Raw genomic sequence first — 21159 nt, 5'->3', positions numbered from 1 at the left:
GCAACAACGAAAAGCTAAGCGGCATTAGTGCCTTCTTCTTGTTAGTAGTGAAAGGAGTGTTGATGACCAAATATCGCCTTATTGAACCAAAAATCGCTCTAATAATCACAAATCTGTCATCTTTGGTGATGCTAATTCACTGTAAGAAAAACCTCTACGGCGTTGATTGAGGTGATGCGCTTAACTCGGCTATAATATCACGAAAGTTTTTTTCAAACTAACGAAATTTATTATTTTCATAAATTAATATATATCTAAATAACAATAACTTACAAGCACTTTATTGGTCATGACGCTTTGGTTACGTTTTTTTGTTTACTATTGCCCATAGTTTGGCATCACCCTACTTAATACTGGTATCAGAAATACTAAACATTAACTCCCAAAATACCGAGTTCAAATTAAGACGATAGTCTTATAATGCTAACAAAAAAACCCTCCTTATCATCAGCTGATAAGGAGGGTTTCTTGTTTAAGACACTATTAATGTCTTACTACACTTTGCATTATAGGAAGATAATCTTGAACAACAATATAGCAGTCAAAATCCAGACAGCGATACTGATATCTGCAAACTTGCCTGCAATTGCTTTTACAGCTGTAAAGGTAATAAAACCAAGTGCGATACCGTCAGCGATAGAGTATGTAAGCGGTGTGAATAGCAATACCACAACCACTGGTGCTGCTTCTGTTAAGTCGCTCCAGTTAATATCCTTTAAGGTACCCATCATAAGCACGGCTACATAAAAGATAGCGCCAGCCGTTGCATAAGCTGGAATCATACCTGCTAATGGCGAGAAGAAGATACTGAACAGGAATAGCACACCTACCGTAACAGCCATTAAGCCTGTACGGCCACCTGAGGCAATACCAGAGATACTCTCAATATAGCTGGTCGTCGATGAAGTACCCAGTAAAGAACCCGCTACTGTCGCTGTTGAATCAGCGAGTAGTGCTTTGCCCATGTTCGGGATATTGCCATCTTTGTCCGTTAGCTTTGCTTGGCTAGTGGTAGCAATCAAAGTACCAGCAGTATCAAACAAATCGACAAATAAGAAAGCAAAGATAACACTGATCATGCCCACATCAAATGCACCAGCAATGTCTAATTGCATAAGCGTCGGTGCAATAGAAGGCGGTGAAGAGATGATACCTGTGAACTGTGTATAGCCCATTAATAAGCTAATCAGTGCAACCAATAAAATACCAATGGTTACCGCACCTGGGACTCTCTTATAAGACAGGCCAATGATAACAACAAAACCTAATGAAGCCATGACAGGACCAAATGATGTCATGTCACCAAGGCCAACTAAGGTTGCATCATGATTGACGATGATGCCTGCGCTTTGCAATGCAATAAACGCCAAGAACGCACCAATACCAGCGACTACGCCGTTTTTGAGAGACGTTGGAATGGCATTAATGATTGCTTCACGAATCTTAAATAGACTCAATAGTACGAAGATACAACCAGACAAGAACACCGCACCTAACGCTGTCTGCCATGCGTAGCCCATACCAAGCACCACACCATAGGTAAAGAAGGCATTAAGCCCCATACCTGGTGCGAGCGCAACTGGTAGTCGGGCGTAGATACCCATGATGAAACAACCTACTGCTGCTGCTATACAGGTCGCTACAAATACGGCCCCTTTATCCATACCTGCATCGGCTAAGACATTAGGGTTGACAAAGATAATATAAGCCATCGTCAAGAACGTGGTTATACCAGCGATGATTTCTGTTTTGATCGTGGTATTTTCACCATTAATCCCAAAATAGCGTTCAATTGCATTCATAAGTGTCGCCCCCGACTGGCTAATAAAAAGTCATCATTACCTAAAATTAAACATGACCTCAGCGAAAAAATAACGATGCCACAATAAGAATAATGTAGTAACAAAGCGTAACATATTAGACCAGTTATCTTACAAACTCAATCGTTGATAATGTCTATCTCGTACAAAATGCGATTTTGAGAGACTTCAAGACTATTGGTCAGAAAAGCCATATGAAAAGCTACATACAGCCATGTTGCCCTACGCTATTTGAAAAACTACTTTCTATCCGCTATTGAGGTAATATTCGGTTTGAGTCATGAGTTTTAGGTAGTAAGTATTTGCTCGATCATTATTCATGTTATCCAACTAACTATTGAATGAATCAATAGCAGCCCAACTGAATAGTCGTTTAACACATTAATAATGACCTTTCTCTCATTTAGAAGTAAACTAGGGGGTTATTATACCGATACCTAAATCGCGATACTTACTGTTGCAGCATTTTTCTAAGCACAGTTACAAATTTTTAGTAAAGAAACGTGCTGCGTGTTAAATAATAAAAAGTAAATAGTGTTTGTTTAGGGGTTGTCTGGTTCGGATATCACTATTCCAGCCAGCTGTTATCAATTATTCGTGAGTCCACTACATGCCTGAATCATTAAATATTGTCGATCTTATTACCCAAGCCAGTCTATTGGTGCAGATTGTGATGGCACTATTGTTATTAGCCTCTTTGCTCAGTTGGGTTATTATCTTTCGCATGAGTGCGCGACTTGGTACAGCCAAAAACTTTGATCAACAGTTTGAGACTTGGTTTTGGTCAGGCGAAGATTTGGCCAAGCTATATCAAGGCATTCAGGGATCTCCTGATCGTCAAGGACTTGAGCAGATTTTTTATGTGGGCTTTTCAGAATACCTAAGAATGCATAAAAAGCGTCAACCTAAAGACGATATTATCGATGGTGTTGAACGCAAGCTACGTGTCGGCCTAGGTCGTCAGCAGCAATTGCTAGAGTCAGGACTGACGACGCTAGCCAGCATTGGCTCTGTTGCTCCGTACATCGGATTGTTCGGTACAGTGTGGGGTATCATGAATGCATTCTTGGGACTCTCTCAAACTGAGCAAGCTACCCTCGCCTCTGTCGCTCCCGGCATCGCCGAAGCACTGATTGCCACAGCCATGGGTTTGTTTGCCGCTATCCCTGCGGTATTGGCATACAATCATTTCACAGCAAAATCGAGCCGATTATATGACTCGCGCGCCTTATTTTGTGATGAGATGACAGGCATGCTACAGCGTGAGACCAGTGTACAAGCGCCTATTAGCAAAGAAACCCAAGTTAATGCAGGTCAGGTGACAGGGCTATGAAACCAAACCCCTACGGCCGTGAAAAAAAAGCCCTTAATGCAGAAATGAACGTCGTGCCTTACATTGACGTCATGCTGGTGCTACTGGTGATATTTATGGTGACAGCGCCAATGCTAATTACAGGTGTCGATGTCGATCTGCCAAAAGAGCAAACCAATACCATGAGTCAAAGCCAATTACCTGTGATTGTTTCTTTGACTGATAAAGGTGATATTTATATCAGTTATGAAAGCAATGTCGACGTGCCTGTAAGTGAGCCTGAGCTGATTAATACATTATCTAACCTACAGTCTCAGAGCGATAATAGTAATGCTGAGCCAGTACAGGTAATGATCAATGCCGATCAAAACAATCAGTATGGTGCCATTATGACGCTCATGGCGACTTTGCAACAAGCAGGTATCGAAAAAGTTGGGTTACTGACCGGTGCACCACTACCCACGCCTTCTTTATAGTGATAAGCGTCCTTTAGTAAATGTCTTATATCACAATAGCCAATCCTAGTAATCAATCTGACAAATCACGTTCATGAGTGTCCCTACCATGCATAATGCTCCTGCCGTCTATGTACCTACCGAACCAGAAAGCAACGGCCTAACCCTGCCGACGTTGCTAAGCTTACTGGCGCATGGTCTTATCATCGGCATACTGGTTTATAACTATCAAACCACTGAGGTTGAGACTGCTGGTAGTATCGAGACGGTCATGGTATCTCCTGAGCAACTTGCTGAAATGCAAGGACAAATACTGGCCAACCGTGCAGCAGCTAGCGCAATGCAGATGGATAGTAGCACTAGCGACTCGTCCAGTGGTGCTCAGCCAGAAGTGTCTGGTAGTAGCGTCAGTGCGCAAAATCCAAGTCAGTCAAGCGCTCAACGTGTCCCTGTATTTACACGATCTGAGGAGCCAGCTGGTCAACCTATACTGATGAGCGAAGACCATCAACAACGTCTGCTTGAGCAAAATCAAGAGTATGAGCGCAAAATGGCTGAGTGGGCAGCACAACTAGACGAATCCGCCATGGAAGAGCTTGACCAAGTCGATCAAAGCAAACGCGATCAGCTCATAGAAGAGCAAAAAAGGCTGGGAGAGTTTCGTCAAAAGCAAAACAATCCACCAAAGATAAAACGTCCCACTGCTAGCGATCGTAATATTGAGATTGATACTGCCGGCTCTGGCAATGCAGGAAAAAACTTTAGCCTATCAGATGGACAGTCTACTGTGTCTGGTGATACGTCAACCTCTAGTACGTCCAAGGGCAGTAGCCGCTCTGCGTCCAGTGGCAGTCGTGGTGCTAGCAACAGTGAAATTATCAATTTAATCAAGCGTAACTATACGCCGCCTACTGCTGCGCGAGGCTCTACTCAACGTGCCACCCTAACCATCACTGTCAATGCAAATGGCGATGTGATCAATGTGACCGCCTCTGGACCTGATAGCACGGTCAACGAAGCGGCAAGACAAGCGGTACTCAATACTGGCAGTCTCCCGATTGATGCTGATGACCCTAAATACCCGACTTTTACCATACAGTTTAAAGGCAGCAATTAATCAGTTGCTAGGTTCTTATAATATTGGTAACGTGACGTTAAGCGGCTTGTCTCGCATAGGTTGCTGCCTCATCTAGATGCTTGTCTCATTAAATAAAAAATGAATATCATACTAATTTTAGGAGCTCCATTTACTCATGCGTACCCACAAAAAATTACTAGTCTCATTACTCGCCAGTACCTCAGCATTGCTGATATCGCAAAGCGTGCTCGCTGCACCTGTTGTACTAGAATTGGACTATGAAATTCCTGTTCAGCAAAACCAAGTTGCGTTTGTATCGTTTGCGGGTGACTCGGTTTTGTCACCGATTATATTAAATGACTTGAGTAAAACCGAGTTAAAAGTAACCAATCAAGATCTACCGCAGCAGCCGCACAGTAGTAAAGAGCTGACAGGTACATTACCTGTTTGGCAAAGCATGGGCATACCGTATCTGGTTGTCGGCAGTACGCGTACCAATCGTGGCAAAATAATCACCGATTATGAAGTCATCGATGTCAAATCTGGTCGTGTGATAGAAGGCAAGCAAAGCCTAAGCGCTGACAACAATAGAGAAAGCATGCGTTATGCCGGTCATGTCATCGCAGATAAAGTGTACGAGCTGATTACTGGTATTCCAGGGGATTTCTCAGGACGCATTGCTTATATTGAAGAAACAGGAACTGGCAAGCAAAAGATCTCGCGTCTCAAAGTGATGGATGCTGATGGCGAAAATGCTAGAACCATTACTGAAGTGACAGGCTCTATCTTCTCACCAGCATGGTCACCTGATGGCAACCGTATCGCCTACTCAGTACAACGTGAAAAATCATATCCCATCATCTACGTGCAAAACGTCAGTGGCGGCGGCGCAACTGCCCTGACGCCTTTTTCAGGTAGTAACCTAAGCCCGTCTTTCTCTCCTGATGGCAGCAAGATATTATTCTCTAGTAGTTTTGAAGGTAGCGCTGATATCTATGAGATGAGCGCCAACGGCGGTACACCTAGAAGGCTCACTAATTTACCAAGCAGTGAAGTACAACCAAGCTATGCACCAGACGGCAAATCTTTTGTGTTTGTCAGTGATAAAACTGGCTTTAACAAGCCGCAAGTCTATCGCTACGAGTTTGCCACAGGACAAACGACTAAAGTGTCAAACGGTGGTTATGCAACCAGCCCGCAGTTTAGCAGTGACGGTACACAAATTGCCTTTTTAAGTGGACGCTCAGCGGCTATTATGAATAGTAATGGTGCTATCACTACCAATCTTGGCAATACAGGTATCGACGAAGCACCAAGCTTCTCGCCAAACGGTAAACGCGTGGTCTACGCATCGACCCAAGGCGGCAAAGGCGTACTGACCATCAAATCTCTCAACGGTGGCGAAGCGTTTGGTAAGTCAGGACAAGGTGTTATCCGCTCACCTGTATGGTCATCAAGCCCAAAATAACTGGTCGTCCACCAAAGTAGCAATTTTAGTTATAGTAGAATAGAGATCAACTGTTAAGCAAACTTGTAAAAGCCCCAACCATAACGAATATGGTTGGGGCTTTTTTTGATTAAAAAACAGCAATAGAGCTGGCGATAGATCTTAGTACTTATTTACTTTAAATGGTCAGCACCCCTCGTCTTTGATCTACCTTCCAATGTTACCTAACCCTCCCTCCTTCGTAACAAACCTGTAAACGCACTAGTACCAAAAAAAACATTGCCATGGCTTGTATTTTACCTATACCCTAAATAGACCTGACTAATTAGTCAGGTTGTTCAAATATTAGCCGATATATGTTAGTTATTTTTACTACTTATCTTACAGACGGATGCGTACCCCTATTGTTTACATCGATAAAAAAACAAATCAAAGATTGGGTTAAAACTTTGATCTCGTGATTTACCACATTGTCTGATATCTACAGTCAAGCGGGTACTAAGCAGTTATTTTAGGAGGAAACCACCATGAGTGAAAACGTTCCAGCGAATACCGATTTACTGTATAGACTGCATGACCGTCCTACCCCCATCAAAGCTTTTCTAGGTGCTATACAGCACGTACTTGCAGCGTTTGTAGGTATCATTACACCCTCTCTTATCATAGGTGGCACATTAGGTTTAGGAGAGCATATCCCCTACCTTCTCAGTATGTCATTGATAGTATCTGGCGTTGCAACCTTTATTCAGACTCGTAAAGTAGGCCCGGTTGGCTCTGGCCTCATGGCGTTGCAAGGCACCAGCTTTGGATTTTTAGCAGCTGTATTGACGGCAGGATTTGTGGTAAAAAACCGCGGCGGTGGTCCAGAAGAGATATTATCCGTTATTTTTGGCGTTTCATTTCTCGGTGCATTTGTTGAGATATTTTTGAGTCAGTTTATTACCAAACTCAAATCTTTTATGAGCCCTATTGTTACAGGCTGCGTGATTGTCACGATTGGTTTGTCATTAACTAAGGTAGGTCTGACTGACTTAGCAGGCGGGTTTGGTGCTGAAGATTTTGGCAGTATTCCAAACCTACTTTTGGGCGGTGGTGTGCTGGCAAGTGTCGTACTGATTAGCATCATCAACAATAAAGTCATTCGCTCAAGCGCCATCTTTATCGGTTTGATGCTCGGCCTTATCGCGGCCGTATTTATGGGACGTATCGATTTCTCACTGGTTTCTGAAGCGGCTTTTTTTACGGTGCCGATCCCTTTTAAATATGGCTTTGGTTTTGATTGGCAAGCTTTTATTCCTATTGCCTTTATGTACATCATTACCAGTATCGAGACCTCAGGCGATCTGACGGCTACCTCGATGATATCAGGTGAACCGATCAAAGGCCCTATCTATGAGAAACGCATCAAAGGTGGCGTACTAGGAGATGGTGTTAACTCTCTGATTGCGGCGGTATTCAACACCTTCCCTGTGACGACCTTTAGCCAAAACAACGGTGTGATCCAGATGACGGGTATTGCCAGTCGCTATGTGGGTTTCTATGTGGGCGGCATCCTATGCCTGATGGGGCTATTCCCTGTCCTTGGTGCTATTTTTACGCAGTTACCGAAGCCTGTCGTTGGCGGCGTCACGCTATTGATGTTTGCGACGGTAGCGACTGCTGGCATTCGCATCTTATCTACCGTGCAATTTACGCATCGTAATGTCTTAATCATTGCCACCTCACTGGGTCTGGCAACGGGTATCGCCTTTGTCCCTGACGTACTGTCACAAACGCCGCAGTTCTTTCAGAATATCTTTGGCTCAGCGGTAACAATGGCAGGGATTGTGGCAATCACCCTTGATATGATTTTACCCAAAAACTATGGCATCGAGTTTGATACCAAAGCACAGCATGCTGAAGACGGTTTAGAACCAACGCAAGAAGTCGCTTAAGACTAAACGTAAGCTAGGGTTAAATATATCGAAGTGTTTCGCCATAAACGAGGTGCACAGAAAAATAGAAACAATCTGTGCACTTCACTGATTAAACACCTGACTTATTGAATAGATACCTTGTCAAATAGGTACTATGTCATCATTCAAGGCCACAGCCTTTTAGAATAAAAGGTACTAGAAAGTCTGCCGCACGTGCTTCATCTGCTGCGTCATAAGCGGTCTTATCCATTAATCCAACAATCTCAATCTCGAATTCAGCATAACGTTGGGTAGTCGCCCAAATCAAAATCAGTAGTTGTAGGGGATCAGTAATCCCAATTTTGCCTTGCTTGTGCCACTCTTTCATTACCTGTGCTTTATCGTGTACCCACTCCTTCATCGTAGTGGACATAAATTCATGCAAATGCGGTGCACCGCCGATGACTTCGATCGCAAACAATTTATGACGACTTGGATTGATAAAGGCTTGATGTAGCTTGGTACGGACGAATTTTTCGATGACTGTTTTTGGGTCGCTATTTACCGTCATGGTTACTAAGCCTTCATTCCATTCTTGAATGATCGAGCGCAGCACTGCCATGTAGAGGTTTTTTTTATTTTTAAAGTAGTAGTGCACATTGGCTTTAGGTAAGCCTGCTCTATCGGCAATGCCCTGCATCGTAGCGCCGCGATAGCTCTGAAGCACAAACTCTTCTTCAGCTGCCGCTAAGATAAGCGCTTGATTCTGTGCGCGAATGGCTTGTTGGCTACGGTGCGAGGGCGTATCAGTCACTGAGGTTTCTTCCTTTTGATTGTTTTGAGTCATAGCAGTGGTATCTCACTTTAAGAGACAGGTTCGACAAGATAGTCGCTATATTTCGCTGTGTATTCTTATATAAATACATAGATTTGAGCAGCATAACCTGTTAAATAAAAATATTTCGCATAAAACAGTTGACCAATTAGTCAGGTTTTAGCAAAATGGGAACTGTAAATCAATTACGCCGTCATTAATTGCCTCTTGCCAGACGTTTTGGACGGCTAAAATATCAGTGTTTCCTTAGCAAATCTGTTTCATATTGTCAGTTCACTATAACTTGAAATTATGCAAGGCGTATATAAGCGCCAAAGGGCTGACTACGAACATATAGATTATCGGCTTTTGATTTTGAGCAAATTAATAGCTGCTAGCTTAATCAAATCATCCATAAAGCTGAAGCAACCGCTGCTTATCAAGTTTACTGCTTATACCTATAAGTTTATGCAAATAACCATAAGGTATAAACCTCTATCAAACATTTATCGCCCAATACAGATAACGGGCTATTCTATTAGAAAAGGATGTCATCGTGAGCTTAACCTTAGCGCAATTCAACGATTTATCACAAGAAGTCGCCATCGCTCAGCTATTGACTTGCTGCACCAGTAAAAGCTGGGCCTATAAACTTGCAGACGCCCGTCCTTTTGCAGACGTTGACGCACTGCTAGCAAGTAGCGACGCTATCTGGAACAAAGTACAAAATAATGAGGCTAACTTATTAGAAGCGTTTGATGGGCATCCACAAATCGGCAATGTGGCATCTCTAAAAGAAAAATACCGCAACACACAAAGTAGCGCTGCACACGAACAATCAGGCGCTAACGATGCAGCAGATGAAGTCCTCGAAGCACTTGCCAAAGGAAATCGCGACTATCTTGATAAATTTGGTTTTATTTTTATTGTCTTTGCGACGGGTAAAAGCGCGCAGCAAATGCTGGATCTACTATTAGCGCGCTTGCCTAATGATCGTGCCACAGAGCTTGCCAATGCAGCCGCTGAGCAAAATAAAATTACGCGTCTACGTTTAAACAAACTACTAGACAATGCTTAGACAGGCAAATAGTAGTCGCAGAGTTAGACTAGCATTTTTATCCTATTTATATTTCTCACAAATTTAAAGGAAGCATTATGTCTGCCACCCTGTCATCACATATCTTAGACACTCATCTTGGCAAACCTGCGGCTGATGTCGCCGTTACCTTACACCGCATACGAGACAACGGTGCCGCCACATTATTGGCACATGGCACAACCAATAGTGATGGCCGTGTCACACCAGACGCTTGGCAGTTTGATACAGCCATCGATAGCACAGAGCATCAGCTAAATACTGGACGCTATACCGTAACGTTCGATACTCAGTCTTATTTTGATGCTCAGCAGCTAACAGCATTTTACCCGCAAGTGGTTATCGACTTTGTGGTAAACGATGCCAGTCATTATCACGTGCCACTTCTGCTTAGTGCGCACGGTTATAGTACCTATCGCGGATCGTAGCTTTGGCGCTGTTTAGCTCTCTGCTTTGTTATTAGTGTTCAAGAAATACTATCAAAAGAAATTACCAAGACATTTTATTAAGACACTGTCATATTAAAGGACATTTATTACATGGGCGCCTATCTTCTCGAATGGTTGAGTTTATTTTTCCGATGGTTTCATGTTATCGCTGGGGTAGCATGGATTGGTGCATCGTTTTATTTTGTGTGGCTAGATCTAAGTCTACGCAAACCGCCACAGTGGAAAACAGACAAAGGCATTTCGGGTGATCTTTGGGCCGTCCATGGCGGCGGGTTTTATGAAATTGCCAAATACAAACTCGAACCCGAAGAGATGCCAAAGACGCTACATTGGTTTAAGTGGGAAGCTTATACCACTTGGCTGACGGGTGCGGCGATGATGTCTATCGTCTATTATGCCAATGCAACTGCCTACCTAATTGACCCAAGCAAAGTGCCTTTTACCAGTATCGGTGCCATTGCCACCAGCTTGCTTTTCTTATTTGGCAGTTATTTCATTTATGAAGTGATCGTACGCAGTCATTTGGGTAAAAACGCGTTTATCTTTAGTACCTTGATTTTTATCTTGCTGGTCATCGCGAGCTGGGGCTCTTATCAGCTGTTTAGTGATCGCGCCTCATTTATACATATCGGTGCCATCTTGGGCACGGTGATGGTAGGTAACGTATTCTTCGGTATCATGCCGGCTCAGCGTGCGCTCGTTGACTGTGTGCGTCGCGGCGAAAAACCAGGTAAAGAAGTGGCTGAATTGGCATTACAAGCCAAAAATCGCTCACTGATGAATAACTACTTTACCCTACCGCTGATTTTTACCATGATCAGCAACCATTACCCAATGATGTATGCTCATGAGAAAGGTTGGTTGGTATTGGTCTTCGTCGGTATCATCACCGCGACTGCCCGTCATTACTTTAACCAAAAGCATTTGGGTCATAAAAAACCACGCTATTTGGTCATTCCAGCTGTATTAACTGTATTATTAATTATCTGGATGCGACCTGAGCCGATTGAGCCATTGCCTGCAATGCCTGCTACTGCCTCCGTAGCACCTACAACGACTGATGGCACGCCGCCAGCTACAAGCGACTCAAGCACTGATGCTGTTGCTAACGCTAATACTAATTCTAATTCTAATAGCAATGCTAATAACAGTATTAGTAATGATGCAGCTACTGCTGAAGCCGTGAGCGCATCAGCAGATGACGCCATGATGGATGTCGTGCATACGCGCTGTAGCACCTGTCATGCGGTGCAGCCAACACAGCAAGGCTTCGCCGCTCCCCCAGCAGGAATCATTTTGCAGACACCAGAAGACTTAAAAATTCATAAAGCGAAAATCGTCACTGCGGTACAGACTGGCTATATGCCGCTTGGTAATATCACTCAGCTAACTGATACAGAGCGTCAGCAGCTCGTGGCCTATGCATCATCACTTTAATTTGTGATAAAAAATAACTGTCCTTTACGAGCAATATTTTAATAAATATTTAAAGCTCTAAGCGATATAGGAATATAGATAATGAGCAAAAAAATTACCAGTGACTTTGATCTGAGCACATATCCTCGCGACTTAAAAGGCTATGCTGGCAATCCACCAAAAGCGAACTGGCCAGGTGGCGCAAAAATCGCCGTACAGTTTGTATTAAACATCGAAGAAGGTGCAGAAAATAGCGTCATCCATGGCGATGGTCAATCAGAGCGTTTTTTGTCTGATATTTTGGGCACACCAGAATTTAACAACCGTCACCAGTCTATTGAGTCTGCTTTTGAGTATGGTAGCCGTGTCGGTGTGTGGCGTGTATTAGATGTCTTTAAAGATTATGGTATTCCTATCACCACGTTTACCTGTGCCGCCGCTGCTGAAAAGACCCCGCATATTATTGGGCGTATATTAGAAGACGGTCATGAGATTGCCAGTCATGGTCTACGCTGGATTACTTATCAGGATATGTACCGTGAGACGGAGCGTGAACACATTCGCTGTGCCACCCAGATATTTAAACGTATGCTAGGCGGACAACCTCTCGGCTGGTATACAGGACGCGATAGTCCAAATACTCGTGAACTGGTCGCCGAGCAAGGTGGCTATACCTATGACTCTGACTCGTACGGTGATGAGTTACCATATTGGCTCAATGTAAAAGTCCAAGACGGCAATGTCATCACGCGTAAGCCGCATTTGGTCATACCTTATAGCCTAGAGACCAATGACATGCGTTTTTCTTCTAGCCCAGGATTCACCCACGCTGAACCATTTTATCAGTATCTCAAAGACAGCTTTGACACCTTATACGAAGAAGGCACACACACCCCTAAAATGCTGACTATTGGCTTGCATTGCCGCATTATCGGACGCGCAGGACGCATCAAAGCGCTAAAGCAGTTTTTGCAATATATCACCAGTAAGCCTGACGTATGGATATGCCGCCGTGATGATATCGCCAAGCACTGGTACGAAAACCATCCTGCTACGTCAGACAACACTGCTAACTGGATGTAAGCTTAGGCTATCGTCCTAGTACTCATTCTACTTAGCTGATCGAATGCGCATAGATGAATAAATAAGATAGCCACCACACTATCAACTAACACCATTATTAAAAAAGGAATCATTGTGAGTCAAAACACTTCAGAAGTTGGACAAATTATCTCAGCAAACAACCTACCGGATACCCTGCCAGCATTTACCAAAAAATCAAACGTCGCTGACAGTCGCTTGGGGGCAAAATCACTATTTGCCACTGATGACTTCTTTGCGGATAAAAGCCGTATTCTAAATCCTGATGCACCTATCTTTATCGTGGGTAAATTCGATGACAACGGTAAGTGGATGGACGGCTGGGAGACTCGTCGTAAACGCCACTTGGGTTACGATTATTTAGTTATCCAGCTCGCCCGCCCAACCAAAATAGCTGGTCTAGATATTGATACCAGTCACTTCACGGGTAACTTCCCCTCTTCCGCTAGCGTCGATGCCTTATACGCGCCAGAGCTACTACAGCAAGATGAAACTGAACTTACCAGTCTAAGCAAAGAAAACTGGGACAATAAAAACTGGCAGGCACTAGTGGGTATGACCCCGCTTCAAGGTCACAACCATGAGCTTATCGAGATTGATCATGAGCAAACGGTAACCCATATTCGTTTAAACATCTATCCAGATGGCGGCGTTGCCCGACTACGTGTCTATGGTGATATCCAACTTGATGCCAGCCTAAACATACAAGGCGAGACACTTGACTTGGCAGGCGCATTAAATGGTGGTCGTGCGATTGCTAGTAACGATGCGCATTTTGGTGCGGCTAGTAATTTACTACTACCAACTAAAGCGCCTAACATGGGTGATGGTTGGGAGACTCGTCGTCGCCGTGAGCCAGGCAATGATTGGTGCATCATTGCGCTAGGTCAAGCAGGTATCGTTGATTCCATCGAGATAGATACTGCCCACTTTAAGGGTAATTATCCTGATAAAGTCTCGATCCAAGCCGTCTACTCACCAAATACACCAGAGCAAACTTTAGTGACTCAGAGTATGTTTTGGGAAACCCTGCTTGAGCCGCAAAAAACCAATGCTGACGACGTTCATCACTTTGGTAAAGACAAGCTTCAACTTGATAAACCTATCACGCATATTCGGGTCAATATCTTCCCAGATGGTGGTATTAGCCGTGTACGCGTGTATGGCAAAATTGCTGAGGCTAAGACTGGTACTGATAGCAAAGAGGCAAAATAATGAGTGTCACACTATCGGCTAAGCCTCTGACCAAGACAAACTTTGCCCCCTATGGCTCGGTCATCGAGCGCTATAGTGATAATGAGCAAACAGCTGACAACACTTATGAGATCAATAATGGCTATGCGGTTCGTCATCATGCACTTGCCGAAAGTAAGCTCGTCGGTGGCTCAGTTGGTATGAGTATCTTTCGGGCCAAGAAACGTGAGAATCCGATTGCGCTCTCAGTCATGGAATACCATCCGCTTGGGACACAAGCATTTGTATCTATGGAAGGCCAAGACTATATCGTCGTGGTCGCTAAAGCTGGTGTGCCGCCGCAGTCGCCTGATGACCTAACAGTGTTTTATGCGAAATCTCACCAAGGTGTACAGTACGATGCTAATGTCTGGCATCACCCTCTACTCGCGCTTGGGCGTGACAGCGATTTCTTAGTTATTGATCGTATCAATGGTGACGGTAACAACTGTCATGAGATAGATATTACTGACTGGCATGTGCTTATTGAGTTAGAAGATGAATGCAGTTAACTGAATAAAAAGTAGTCGCATCCGACATGTACAAACTTAACGCCAGCTAATGTCTATTAGCTGGCTTTTTTATGTTCATTTAGTTGTTAAATCATATGCCTATCAATTGATTAAGACCCGTCAGACGACCCAACTTAGGGCACATGGATATCCATTTTGGTGCTTTTATGGTGCATCTGATCCTTCGAAAAACATTGTTTGTCACATATATCTAAATGCACGGAAATTGGCTCTCTCATTTGAGAATAGTTAAGGACTATTTTGCTTATTTCTACCCTTATTAATGGCTAATAAGACTAAAAACCAGAAGACTCTGTAGATGACAGCCTTCTAGGGCATTTGTGGCACGGTTATTGAATGCTCTTTAGTAGTAAGCATTTAAGCGCTATCAACCGACCGTTGTCTAACGAGGATTGGATTAATAGTTTGTTTACTAGCAAATAGTAACGATGCAGTTTTGGGGCAATCAACAATCAATTGTACATAAAGGGGTCATATTTTGCGTTTTGATTTATTAACGAGCTTATCCTGTCATACCAAATCATCTAGCCAAAAGCTAGCTTTACTCAAACCTTTGTCGATGGCAGCTGTTGCTATCGCTGCTTTAGGTAGTATGTCTAGCATCCATGCTAAGACCTTTTTTACTGATACGAGTGTCTCCGTACTTTACGGTGATGACTATGAACTTGTAGAAGACGGAGAGCTGACGACCATTACATTAGAGCATGCTTCTGCGCACGACTGGGGCGGCGTGTTCTTCTTTGTCGATCGAAACCAAGGTGCCGATGACATTGAAAACAATAGATTTAGAGAAACTTATGGTGAGCTGTCTCCTACATTCAAAATAGCCACTTTCAACGACAGTTTTATCAAGCAGGTTAATTTAGCCGCTACGTATGAATTTGGTTCGAACAGTACTGGCTTTGACCAAGATAATTATCTGGTTGGTATTGGTGCAGATCTCAATGTGCCTATTCCAGGTACGACGTTTGCTTCCGCGACGCTATATCATGCGTTTAATGATAATACTGACGATGATCAACAAATTACCTTAACCTATGGTTGGGAACGCAATAATTTTGTTGTAGATGGCTTTATCGATTATTCATTTAATAATGATGACATTGAAGATAATATTCATATTAATCCGCAAATTAAATACAACTTACAAGAAGTGCTCGGTATTGATAACCGTTTAGAAGTCGGTATGGAGTATAGCTATTGGAAAAATAAATACGGTGTTGATGGCGTAAATCAAAACTCTCCTAGTGCGTTGGTAAAATTCCATTTTTAATACTCAATAGAAACTCTCTTGGCAGTAATAAACCCTTGTTCCTACAATATAGAAACAAGGGTTTGTTTTTTATATCTGAAAAAAGTCTCACTTGTTCCTGATTTAGGTACAGCGTTTATTTACACCTATAAAGTTGATTTACGATAGCGACTCACGCCGGCGATGACTGTCTGATCAATTACTCTATCATCGCCTAGCATCATTAGTACAAACAACTGCTCTTCCAGTGTCTTGGTCTGCGCCATACGTCGCTCAAGCAGTTCCGTTGCACCCATATCGATGATCACAAAATCCGCTTCTTTATTTGGCATAAAGTTACCGATTTTATTGTTCAATAATAGCGACTGGGCATTACCCAGCGTAATTTGGTACAGCCCTTGATGAGCGGATAACTCATTGCTTTGTAGTTGTTGAATTTTATACGCTTCTGACAGAGTCGTCAGCATCGACAGACTCGTCCCTGCCCCAACGTCAGTGGCGATACTGACACCGGTATAACTTAACGTTTTGGGTAAATTAAATAGTCCACTACCCAAAAACAGATTGGACGTCGGACAGTGTGATATTTGTGTACCAGTCGCACGCAGACGCTCATACTCAGATATTTCAAGGTGAATACCATGTGCCAAAGTCGTACGTCGACCCAGTAATCCCATCGTATCATAGACATCGAGATAGCCTTTATGATTGGGATACAGTTGTTTCACAAAGGCTATCTCATCATGATTTTCTGCCAGATGCGTCTGCAGATAAACATTCTCATAACTGGAATACAGCTCACCTGCCATTTGTAGTTGCTTAGGTGTCGAAGTAATAGCAAAGCGCGGGGTAATCGCCACATGTTGGCGGCCGCGCTCATGCCAATTATCAATGATGTTTTGGGTATCTCGAATACCTTGCTCAGCAGGTACACACAAATTATCAGGCGCATTTTGATCCATCAAGACATTGCCTGTGATCATGCGGGTGTTGAGCCTGTGACTTTCCGTAAAAAATGCGTTCACTGATTCAGGGTGACTGGTAGAAAATACCATGGCGCTCGTTGTACCATTGGCTAGCAGCTGGTTTAAGAAGAACTGCGCCGTATCATGCGCCACTTTTGGATCGCCAAAATTGGCCTCAGTGACGAAAGTATAATTGTTAAGCCAGTCAAGTAATTGCTCACCGTAAGCAGCAATCATATCTATTTGCGGATAATGTACATGAGTATCGATAAAGCCTGGCATGATCAATTTATCGCGATAGTCATGCACCTTGATTACTAACTGTCCTGCTTGCTCAGAGGTATTAATATATTTCGCTAATATTGTCTCATTATGACCATACTCTACAATGCACCCTGTCACATCATCTACGACAAGCGCACCATCAGCGATATATTCAGGATAAACTTGTACACCTTCAATCACTGGTAGCAACGTAATGTCTCGTTCCACAGCTAATGTCTGTGAATGATCAGAGGTTGTACGCTCAGTACGATCGCTTTCGGTCAAATAGTGCAGCAGTCGAGCTTGATAAATATGTAGGGTCATTCGTAGATCTCACAATGGCTGGGTAATGCTGAGCGTTTTGATAAATAGTACTGAGCGTTTTAATAAATTGATAAAAAGTATAAAAGTTATATGGAGTGAACCGTTCAAGAAATAGCTTGATGATACTGCTGCAGGAGCTGTGCCACGATAGAAACCGCCACCGCCATCGGCTCTTTTCCGCCAATTTGCAATCCAATTGGCATGACCAACTGATTGACCAGTTGCTCACTGTAGCCACGCTGCATCAAGCGATCTTTAAAACGCTTGGCTTTGGTTGCCGAGGCAATGCAACCTACATAAGGTACTGAAATATTTGAGCATTTATCATGAGGCGCGCTCATGTCAGAAATAGTATCTAATGCTGCCCGCACTAGCTCAAAGTCAACACTATGGTCATGAGTCATAACCAGAATAAAACGCTGACCACCCTGTTCGATAAATGGGCGTACAAAATCTACAGGCTCATCATCGATATGCGGACGGATATGCGCTGGTAAGTTATAAAGTGTGGATGGATTAGTAGTAGATTCATCAACTAAGTACCGCTTAAACATCTCTGGGCGACTGTCCACCCAATCTACCTGACAAGGTAGCTCAGCTAAAATGGTCATTAGCGCTGATGCTACATGCCCTGCACCAAACACTAGTACTGACATCGGCGACGTTACATTGAAGCATTCGAACATAACGGTGACGCTACCGCCGCAACACTGTGCTAACTTTGCACCTAGCGGGTAGTGCTTGGTGTAGACAGCATCACGGCGCACTGCTTTAGAAGGTATTAACGTGCTTTCACCGTCAGTTTCAGCGACTTTTGGTTTTACTTCTTTTGTTACCGTTGCCGCCATTTCACCACTCAATAGCTGCCGTGCTGTATTGACAACGTCATGCTCTAGACCGCCGCCGCCCAGCGTATCCACGATATTGTCTTGCGTGACGATCATCTTTGCCTGGAGCGCTCGAGGAGCAGATCCATTCACAGCCACGACCGTCGCCAACACGTGAGCGATACCTCGCTGCTGATATCGCGCTAGACCTTCATACCAAACGACTGGCGGTGCTAACGACTCATTCACTGTGCGCAGGACCTCTTGCCCCTGCTACATTTGGATGCTCTATCGCGTTAGGCTGGTCATCGGCTTGTTTACCTTCGACTTCCTTTGGATCGATATCTTTGGCATGACGTACGTCTTGTGGCATTGCTTTTTCGTTGTAAAGGTCACTGTTCTCTTCTGCGCCTTTTACTAAACTATCAACCGTATCTGTATCTGCTTGAGTTGTTAAATCCCACGACGTGCCTTGCATGCGCATCACTGCTTTTAAGACCGCTTCTGGCGTCGCAGGCATGGTCAGCTCTGGATTCTTTTTATAATCACTAAGGCTAGCCACTGCATTATTAAGGGCACACCAAACACTGGCTGCCAACATAAACGGCGGCTCGCCAACGGCTTTAGAGTTATAAATCGTTTGTTCTTCGTTTTTGCGATCGTACAATTTGACATTCCACTGCTTAGGCAAGTCATGCGCGGTTGGGATTTTATAATTAGCAGGACTATCAGATGCGAGCTTACCTTTATCATTCCAGATCAGCTCTTCTGCCGTGAGCCAACCCATACCTTGCACAAAACCCCCTTCAATCTGACCAATGTCAATGGCAGGGTTGATCGATTGTCCTGCATCATGCAGCACATCACAGCGTAGTACTTTGTACTCACCTGTCAACGTATCAATCTCAACCTCAGCGCAGGCAGCGCCTAAGGCAAAGTAGAAGAACGGACGTCCCCATGCTTTAGAGCGATCATAAAATATCTTAGGCGTTTTATAGTAGCCAGTAGACGACAAGCTGATACGGTTCTGGTACGACAGTTGAATCATTTCAGCAAAAGTCAGTGTTTCTTTATCGCCAATATAGACATGGTTCTTTTCAAAACGTATGTCTTCTTGCGCTACGTCGAAATGCTCAGCGGCAAATTCAAGTATGCGAGCTTTGATATTTAGACAAGCATTTTGCGCTGCTTTACCATTAATATCGGTACCTGATGACGCAGCTGTTGGTGATGTATTAGGCACTTTATCCGTACGTGTCGCTGACACCTTAACCGTGTCCAGATCAACATCAAATTCATTGGCAACAATTTGGGCGATTTTAATATACAGCCCTTGCCCCATCTCCGTACCACCGTGATTGAGGTGGATACTGCCATCAGTATAAATATGTACCAATGCACCTGCCTGATTAAGCGTCTGCACCGTGAATGAAATACCGAATTTTACTGGCGTTAGAGCAAGACCCAAACGTTTATCACTGCCTTCAGCGGCAGCTTTTTGATTGGCTTCTAGAATTTGTTGACGGCGATTGTCATAATCGCAATCGTTTGCCAACTTGGTCATGATAGTCGCCAAATCGAAATGCTCAATGGTTTGACCGTAATGCGTACTTTGACCATCTTGATACAAGTTTGCCAAACGCACTTGTAACGGATCTTGCCCCAGCGTATAGGCAATATGATCCATCATATATTCAGCAGTCATCAGACCTTGCGGACCACCAAATCCTCGATAGGCAGTATTAGATACCGTATGTGTCTTACAGCGATGACCCGCCACATGAGCAGCTGGATAATAGTAGGCATTATCACAATGGAACATCGCTCTATCGACGATAGCATCAGACAAATCTGGCGCATAACCACACAAGCCAGCCAGTTGCATATCGACGCCTAATATACGGCCAGACTCGTCTAAACCAACTTCGTAACGATTAGCAAACTCATGACGCTTACCTGTCACCACCATATCATCTTGACGATCTAGACGCATACTGACAGGGACATTGTGGCGTTTGGCAACGATACCGCACAGACACGCCCATGCGGCAGCTTGCGTTTCTTTACCGCCAAAACCGCCACCCATACGGCGCACGACTGTGTTTACCGCATGAAATGGTAAATCCGTTACTTCAGCGACGAGCTGCTGTACTTCGCTTGGATGCTGTGACGACGTGTACACCTCTAGACCACCATCGTCACAAGGCACGACATAAGACACTTGGCCTTCGAGATAAAAGTGCTCTTGCCCGCGCATATGAATATGACCTTCAATGCGAATCGGTGCGTTCTCAAGCGCAGTCGCCGCGTCACCACGCTTCATAAAATGACTCGGACGTACAAATAACTCTTGCTCTAACGCTTTATCGATACTAAGTACTGCTGGCAATGGCTCATACTCCACCACTGCCTTGGTCGCCGCTTTTTTGGCAGCGCGATGACTACTCGCTACTACTACAAATAACGTCTGACCCACATACTCTGTGATGTCATCCACCATCAGTGGCTCACCGTCGAACACCGCACCGATATCCGTCTGCGCAGGCAAATCTTTAAAACTTAAGACATCTACCACCCCATCCGCATCTCTGACAGCGCTTAGATCCATACTCAATACACGCGCATGAGCGTGGCTGCTTTTACCTACTGCCAGATGTAGCGTGCCCTGCGGTTTTGCAATATCATCCACATAAGTCGCCGTCCCCATGACATGACTAATCGCACTATCATGCTTAGCCGAGGTACCAATTTTATTTTTTGGCGGACGCACGCGGCGGATACTATAACTGTCAAATAAGGACGAATGATGGCTCATGGCGGATCTCTTTTATTAGGACGCTTTAATTAATGCTCTTTTGTTCTTGGCAAATATAACGAT

At 44.0% G+C, this 21159-nt stretch carries 17 protein-coding genes; 12 read left to right on the top strand and 5 right to left on the bottom strand.

Going from position 1 to position 21159, the window contains the following annotated elements:
• Nucleotides 1-506: 506 nt before the first annotated feature.
• Nucleotides 507-1802: an NCS2 family permease gene (locus ACQKCP_RS02135; protein ID WP_101204806.1), complete on the bottom strand. Its 1296-nt coding sequence runs from the start codon at nucleotides 1800-1802 to the stop codon at nucleotides 507-509.
• 628 nt (nucleotides 1803-2430) lie between these two features.
• Here ACQKCP_RS02135 and tolQ point away from each other — a divergent pair.
• The 5 genes from tolQ (at nucleotide 2431) to ACQKCP_RS02110 (ending at nucleotide 8046) form a co-directional block, all read left to right on the top strand.
• Complete coding sequence (gene tolQ, locus ACQKCP_RS02130) at nucleotides 2431-3153, top strand: protein TolQ (RefSeq protein ID WP_057759620.1); 723 nt, start codon at nucleotides 2431-2433, stop codon at nucleotides 3151-3153.
• On the top strand, nucleotides 3150-3608 hold the full coding sequence (gene tolR, locus ACQKCP_RS02125) for a protein TolR (RefSeq protein WP_427611095.1): 459 nt from the start codon (nucleotides 3150-3152) through the stop codon (nucleotides 3606-3608). The genes tolQ and tolR overlap by 4 nt, the downstream gene beginning before the upstream one ends.
• Nucleotides 3609-3681: 73 nt before the next feature.
• The gene (locus ACQKCP_RS02120; RefSeq protein WP_427611094.1) at nucleotides 3682-4704 is read left to right on the top strand and encodes a cell envelope integrity protein TolA; all 1023 of its coding nucleotides are present in this window, start codon (nucleotides 3682-3684) and stop codon (nucleotides 4702-4704) included.
• A gap of 136 nt (nucleotides 4705-4840) precedes the next feature.
• Nucleotides 4841-6133 carry a translocation protein TolB gene (locus ACQKCP_RS02115; protein WP_427611093.1) on the top strand — a complete coding sequence of 431 codons (1293 nt, stop codon included), beginning with the start codon at nucleotides 4841-4843 and terminating at the stop codon, nucleotides 6131-6133.
• 506 nt (nucleotides 6134-6639) lie between these two features.
• Nucleotides 6640-8046, top strand: coding sequence for a nucleobase:cation symporter-2 family protein (locus ACQKCP_RS02110; RefSeq protein WP_427611092.1), 1407 nt, complete (start codon nucleotides 6640-6642; stop codon nucleotides 8044-8046).
• Between the two features lie 142 nt (nucleotides 8047-8188).
• Here the strand turns inward: ACQKCP_RS02110 and ACQKCP_RS02105 are convergent, their stop codons facing one another.
• Nucleotides 8189-8854 (bottom strand): TetR family transcriptional regulator C-terminal domain-containing protein, encoded by a 666-nt coding sequence (locus tag ACQKCP_RS02105; protein ID WP_427611091.1) that lies wholly within the window; start codon nucleotides 8852-8854, stop codon nucleotides 8189-8191.
• Nucleotides 8855-9377: 523 nt separating this feature from the next.
• Between ACQKCP_RS02105 and uraD the strand changes: the two genes are divergently transcribed.
• The 7 genes from uraD to ACQKCP_RS02070 all read left to right on the top strand — a co-directional run bounded on the left by uraD (nucleotide 9378) and on the right by ACQKCP_RS02070 (nucleotide 15922).
• Nucleotides 9378-9899 (top strand): 2-oxo-4-hydroxy-4-carboxy-5-ureidoimidazoline decarboxylase, encoded by a 522-nt coding sequence (uraD, locus tag ACQKCP_RS02100; RefSeq protein ID WP_427611090.1) that lies wholly within the window; start codon nucleotides 9378-9380, stop codon nucleotides 9897-9899.
• A gap of 77 nt (nucleotides 9900-9976) precedes the next feature.
• Nucleotides 9977-10345, top strand: a complete 369-nt coding sequence (gene uraH, locus ACQKCP_RS02095; RefSeq protein WP_427611089.1) for a hydroxyisourate hydrolase — start codon at nucleotides 9977-9979, stop codon at nucleotides 10343-10345.
• A 111-nt stretch (nucleotides 10346-10456) separates the two neighbouring features.
• The gene (locus tag ACQKCP_RS02090) at nucleotides 10457-11803 is read left to right on the top strand and encodes a urate hydroxylase PuuD (RefSeq protein ID WP_427611088.1); all 1347 of its coding nucleotides are present in this window, start codon (nucleotides 10457-10459) and stop codon (nucleotides 11801-11803) included.
• Between the two features lie 81 nt (nucleotides 11804-11884).
• Nucleotides 11885-12865 carry an allantoinase PuuE gene (puuE, locus tag ACQKCP_RS02085; protein ID WP_427611087.1) on the top strand — a complete coding sequence of 327 codons (981 nt, stop codon included), beginning with the start codon at nucleotides 11885-11887 and terminating at the stop codon, nucleotides 12863-12865.
• Between the two features lie 144 nt (nucleotides 12866-13009).
• Entirely contained in the window at nucleotides 13010-14098 is a 1089-nt protein-coding gene (alc, locus tag ACQKCP_RS02080; protein ID WP_427611654.1) for an allantoicase, read from the top strand.
• Complete coding sequence (locus ACQKCP_RS02075; RefSeq protein ID WP_427611086.1) at nucleotides 14098-14628, top strand: ureidoglycolate lyase; 531 nt, start codon at nucleotides 14098-14100, stop codon at nucleotides 14626-14628. Before alc ends, ACQKCP_RS02075 begins: the two co-directional genes overlap by 1 nt.
• A 499-nt stretch (nucleotides 14629-15127) precedes the next feature.
• Nucleotides 15128-15922 carry a DUF5020 family protein gene (locus tag ACQKCP_RS02070; protein WP_427611085.1) on the top strand — a complete coding sequence of 265 codons (795 nt, stop codon included), beginning with the start codon at nucleotides 15128-15130 and terminating at the stop codon, nucleotides 15920-15922.
• Between the two features lie 125 nt (nucleotides 15923-16047).
• Here ACQKCP_RS02070 and guaD read toward each other — a convergent pair whose 3' ends face one another.
• The 3 genes from guaD to xdhB all read right to left on the bottom strand — a co-directional run bounded on the left by guaD (nucleotide 16048) and on the right by xdhB (nucleotide 21096).
• Nucleotides 16048-17454, bottom strand: coding sequence for a guanine deaminase (guaD, locus tag ACQKCP_RS02065; RefSeq protein WP_427611084.1), 1407 nt, complete (start codon nucleotides 17452-17454; stop codon nucleotides 16048-16050).
• Nucleotides 17455-17558: 104 nt separating this feature from the next.
• On the bottom strand, nucleotides 17559-18530 hold the full coding sequence (locus tag ACQKCP_RS02060) for an XdhC family protein (protein ID WP_427611083.1): 972 nt from the start codon (nucleotides 18528-18530) through the stop codon (nucleotides 17559-17561).
• A complete protein-coding gene (gene xdhB, locus ACQKCP_RS02055) occupies nucleotides 18523-21096 on the bottom strand; it encodes a xanthine dehydrogenase molybdopterin binding subunit (RefSeq protein ID WP_427611082.1) in 2574 nt (857 codons plus the stop codon). The genes ACQKCP_RS02060 and xdhB overlap by 8 nt, the downstream gene beginning before the upstream one ends.
• Nucleotides 21097-21159 lie beyond the last annotated feature (63 nt).

This window comes from Psychrobacter sp. NPDC078631 (assembly GCF_050268165.1).
GTDB lineage: Bacteria > Pseudomonadota > Gammaproteobacteria > Pseudomonadales > Moraxellaceae > Psychrobacter.
Note: the sequence above shows the minus strand (reverse complement) of the source record. Positions and strands in the feature narration are given on the sequence as shown.

What these genes read in the sequence shown, in the direction of transcription:
- uraH (WP_427611089.1), top strand. Translation starts at nt 9,977, where the DNA reads ATGTCTGCCACCCTGTCATCACATATCTTAGACACTCATCTTGGCAAA.
- ACQKCP_RS02115 (WP_427611093.1), top strand. Translation starts at nt 4,841, where the DNA reads ATGCGTACCCACAAAAAATTACTAGTCTCATTACTCGCCAGTACCTCA.
- ACQKCP_RS02105 (WP_427611091.1), bottom strand. Translation starts at nt 8,854, where the DNA reads ATGACTCAAAACAATCAAAAGGAAGAAACCTCAGTGACTGATACGCCC.
- guaD (WP_427611084.1), bottom strand. Translation starts at nt 17,454, where the DNA reads ATGACCCTACATATTTATCAAGCTCGACTGCTGCACTATTTGACCGAA.
- ACQKCP_RS02120 (WP_427611094.1), top strand. Translation starts at nt 3,682, where the DNA reads ATGAGTGTCCCTACCATGCATAATGCTCCTGCCGTCTATGTACCTACC.
- ACQKCP_RS02075 (WP_427611086.1), top strand. Translation starts at nt 14,098, where the DNA reads ATGAGTGTCACACTATCGGCTAAGCCTCTGACCAAGACAAACTTTGCC.
- tolQ (WP_057759620.1), top strand. Translation starts at nt 2,431, where the DNA reads ATGCCTGAATCATTAAATATTGTCGATCTTATTACCCAAGCCAGTCTA.
- puuE (WP_427611087.1), top strand. Translation starts at nt 11,885, where the DNA reads ATGAGCAAAAAAATTACCAGTGACTTTGATCTGAGCACATATCCTCGC.
- ACQKCP_RS02110 (WP_427611092.1), top strand. Translation starts at nt 6,640, where the DNA reads ATGAGTGAAAACGTTCCAGCGAATACCGATTTACTGTATAGACTGCAT.
- ACQKCP_RS02135 (WP_101204806.1), bottom strand. Translation starts at nt 1,802, where the DNA reads ATGAATGCAATTGAACGCTATTTTGGGATTAATGGTGAAAATACCACG.
- tolR (WP_427611095.1), top strand. Translation starts at nt 3,150, where the DNA reads ATGAAACCAAACCCCTACGGCCGTGAAAAAAAAGCCCTTAATGCAGAA.
- xdhB (WP_427611082.1), bottom strand. Translation starts at nt 21,096, where the DNA reads ATGAGCCATCATTCGTCCTTATTTGACAGTTATAGTATCCGCCGCGTG.
- ACQKCP_RS02090 (WP_427611088.1), top strand. Translation starts at nt 10,457, where the DNA reads ATGGGCGCCTATCTTCTCGAATGGTTGAGTTTATTTTTCCGATGGTTT.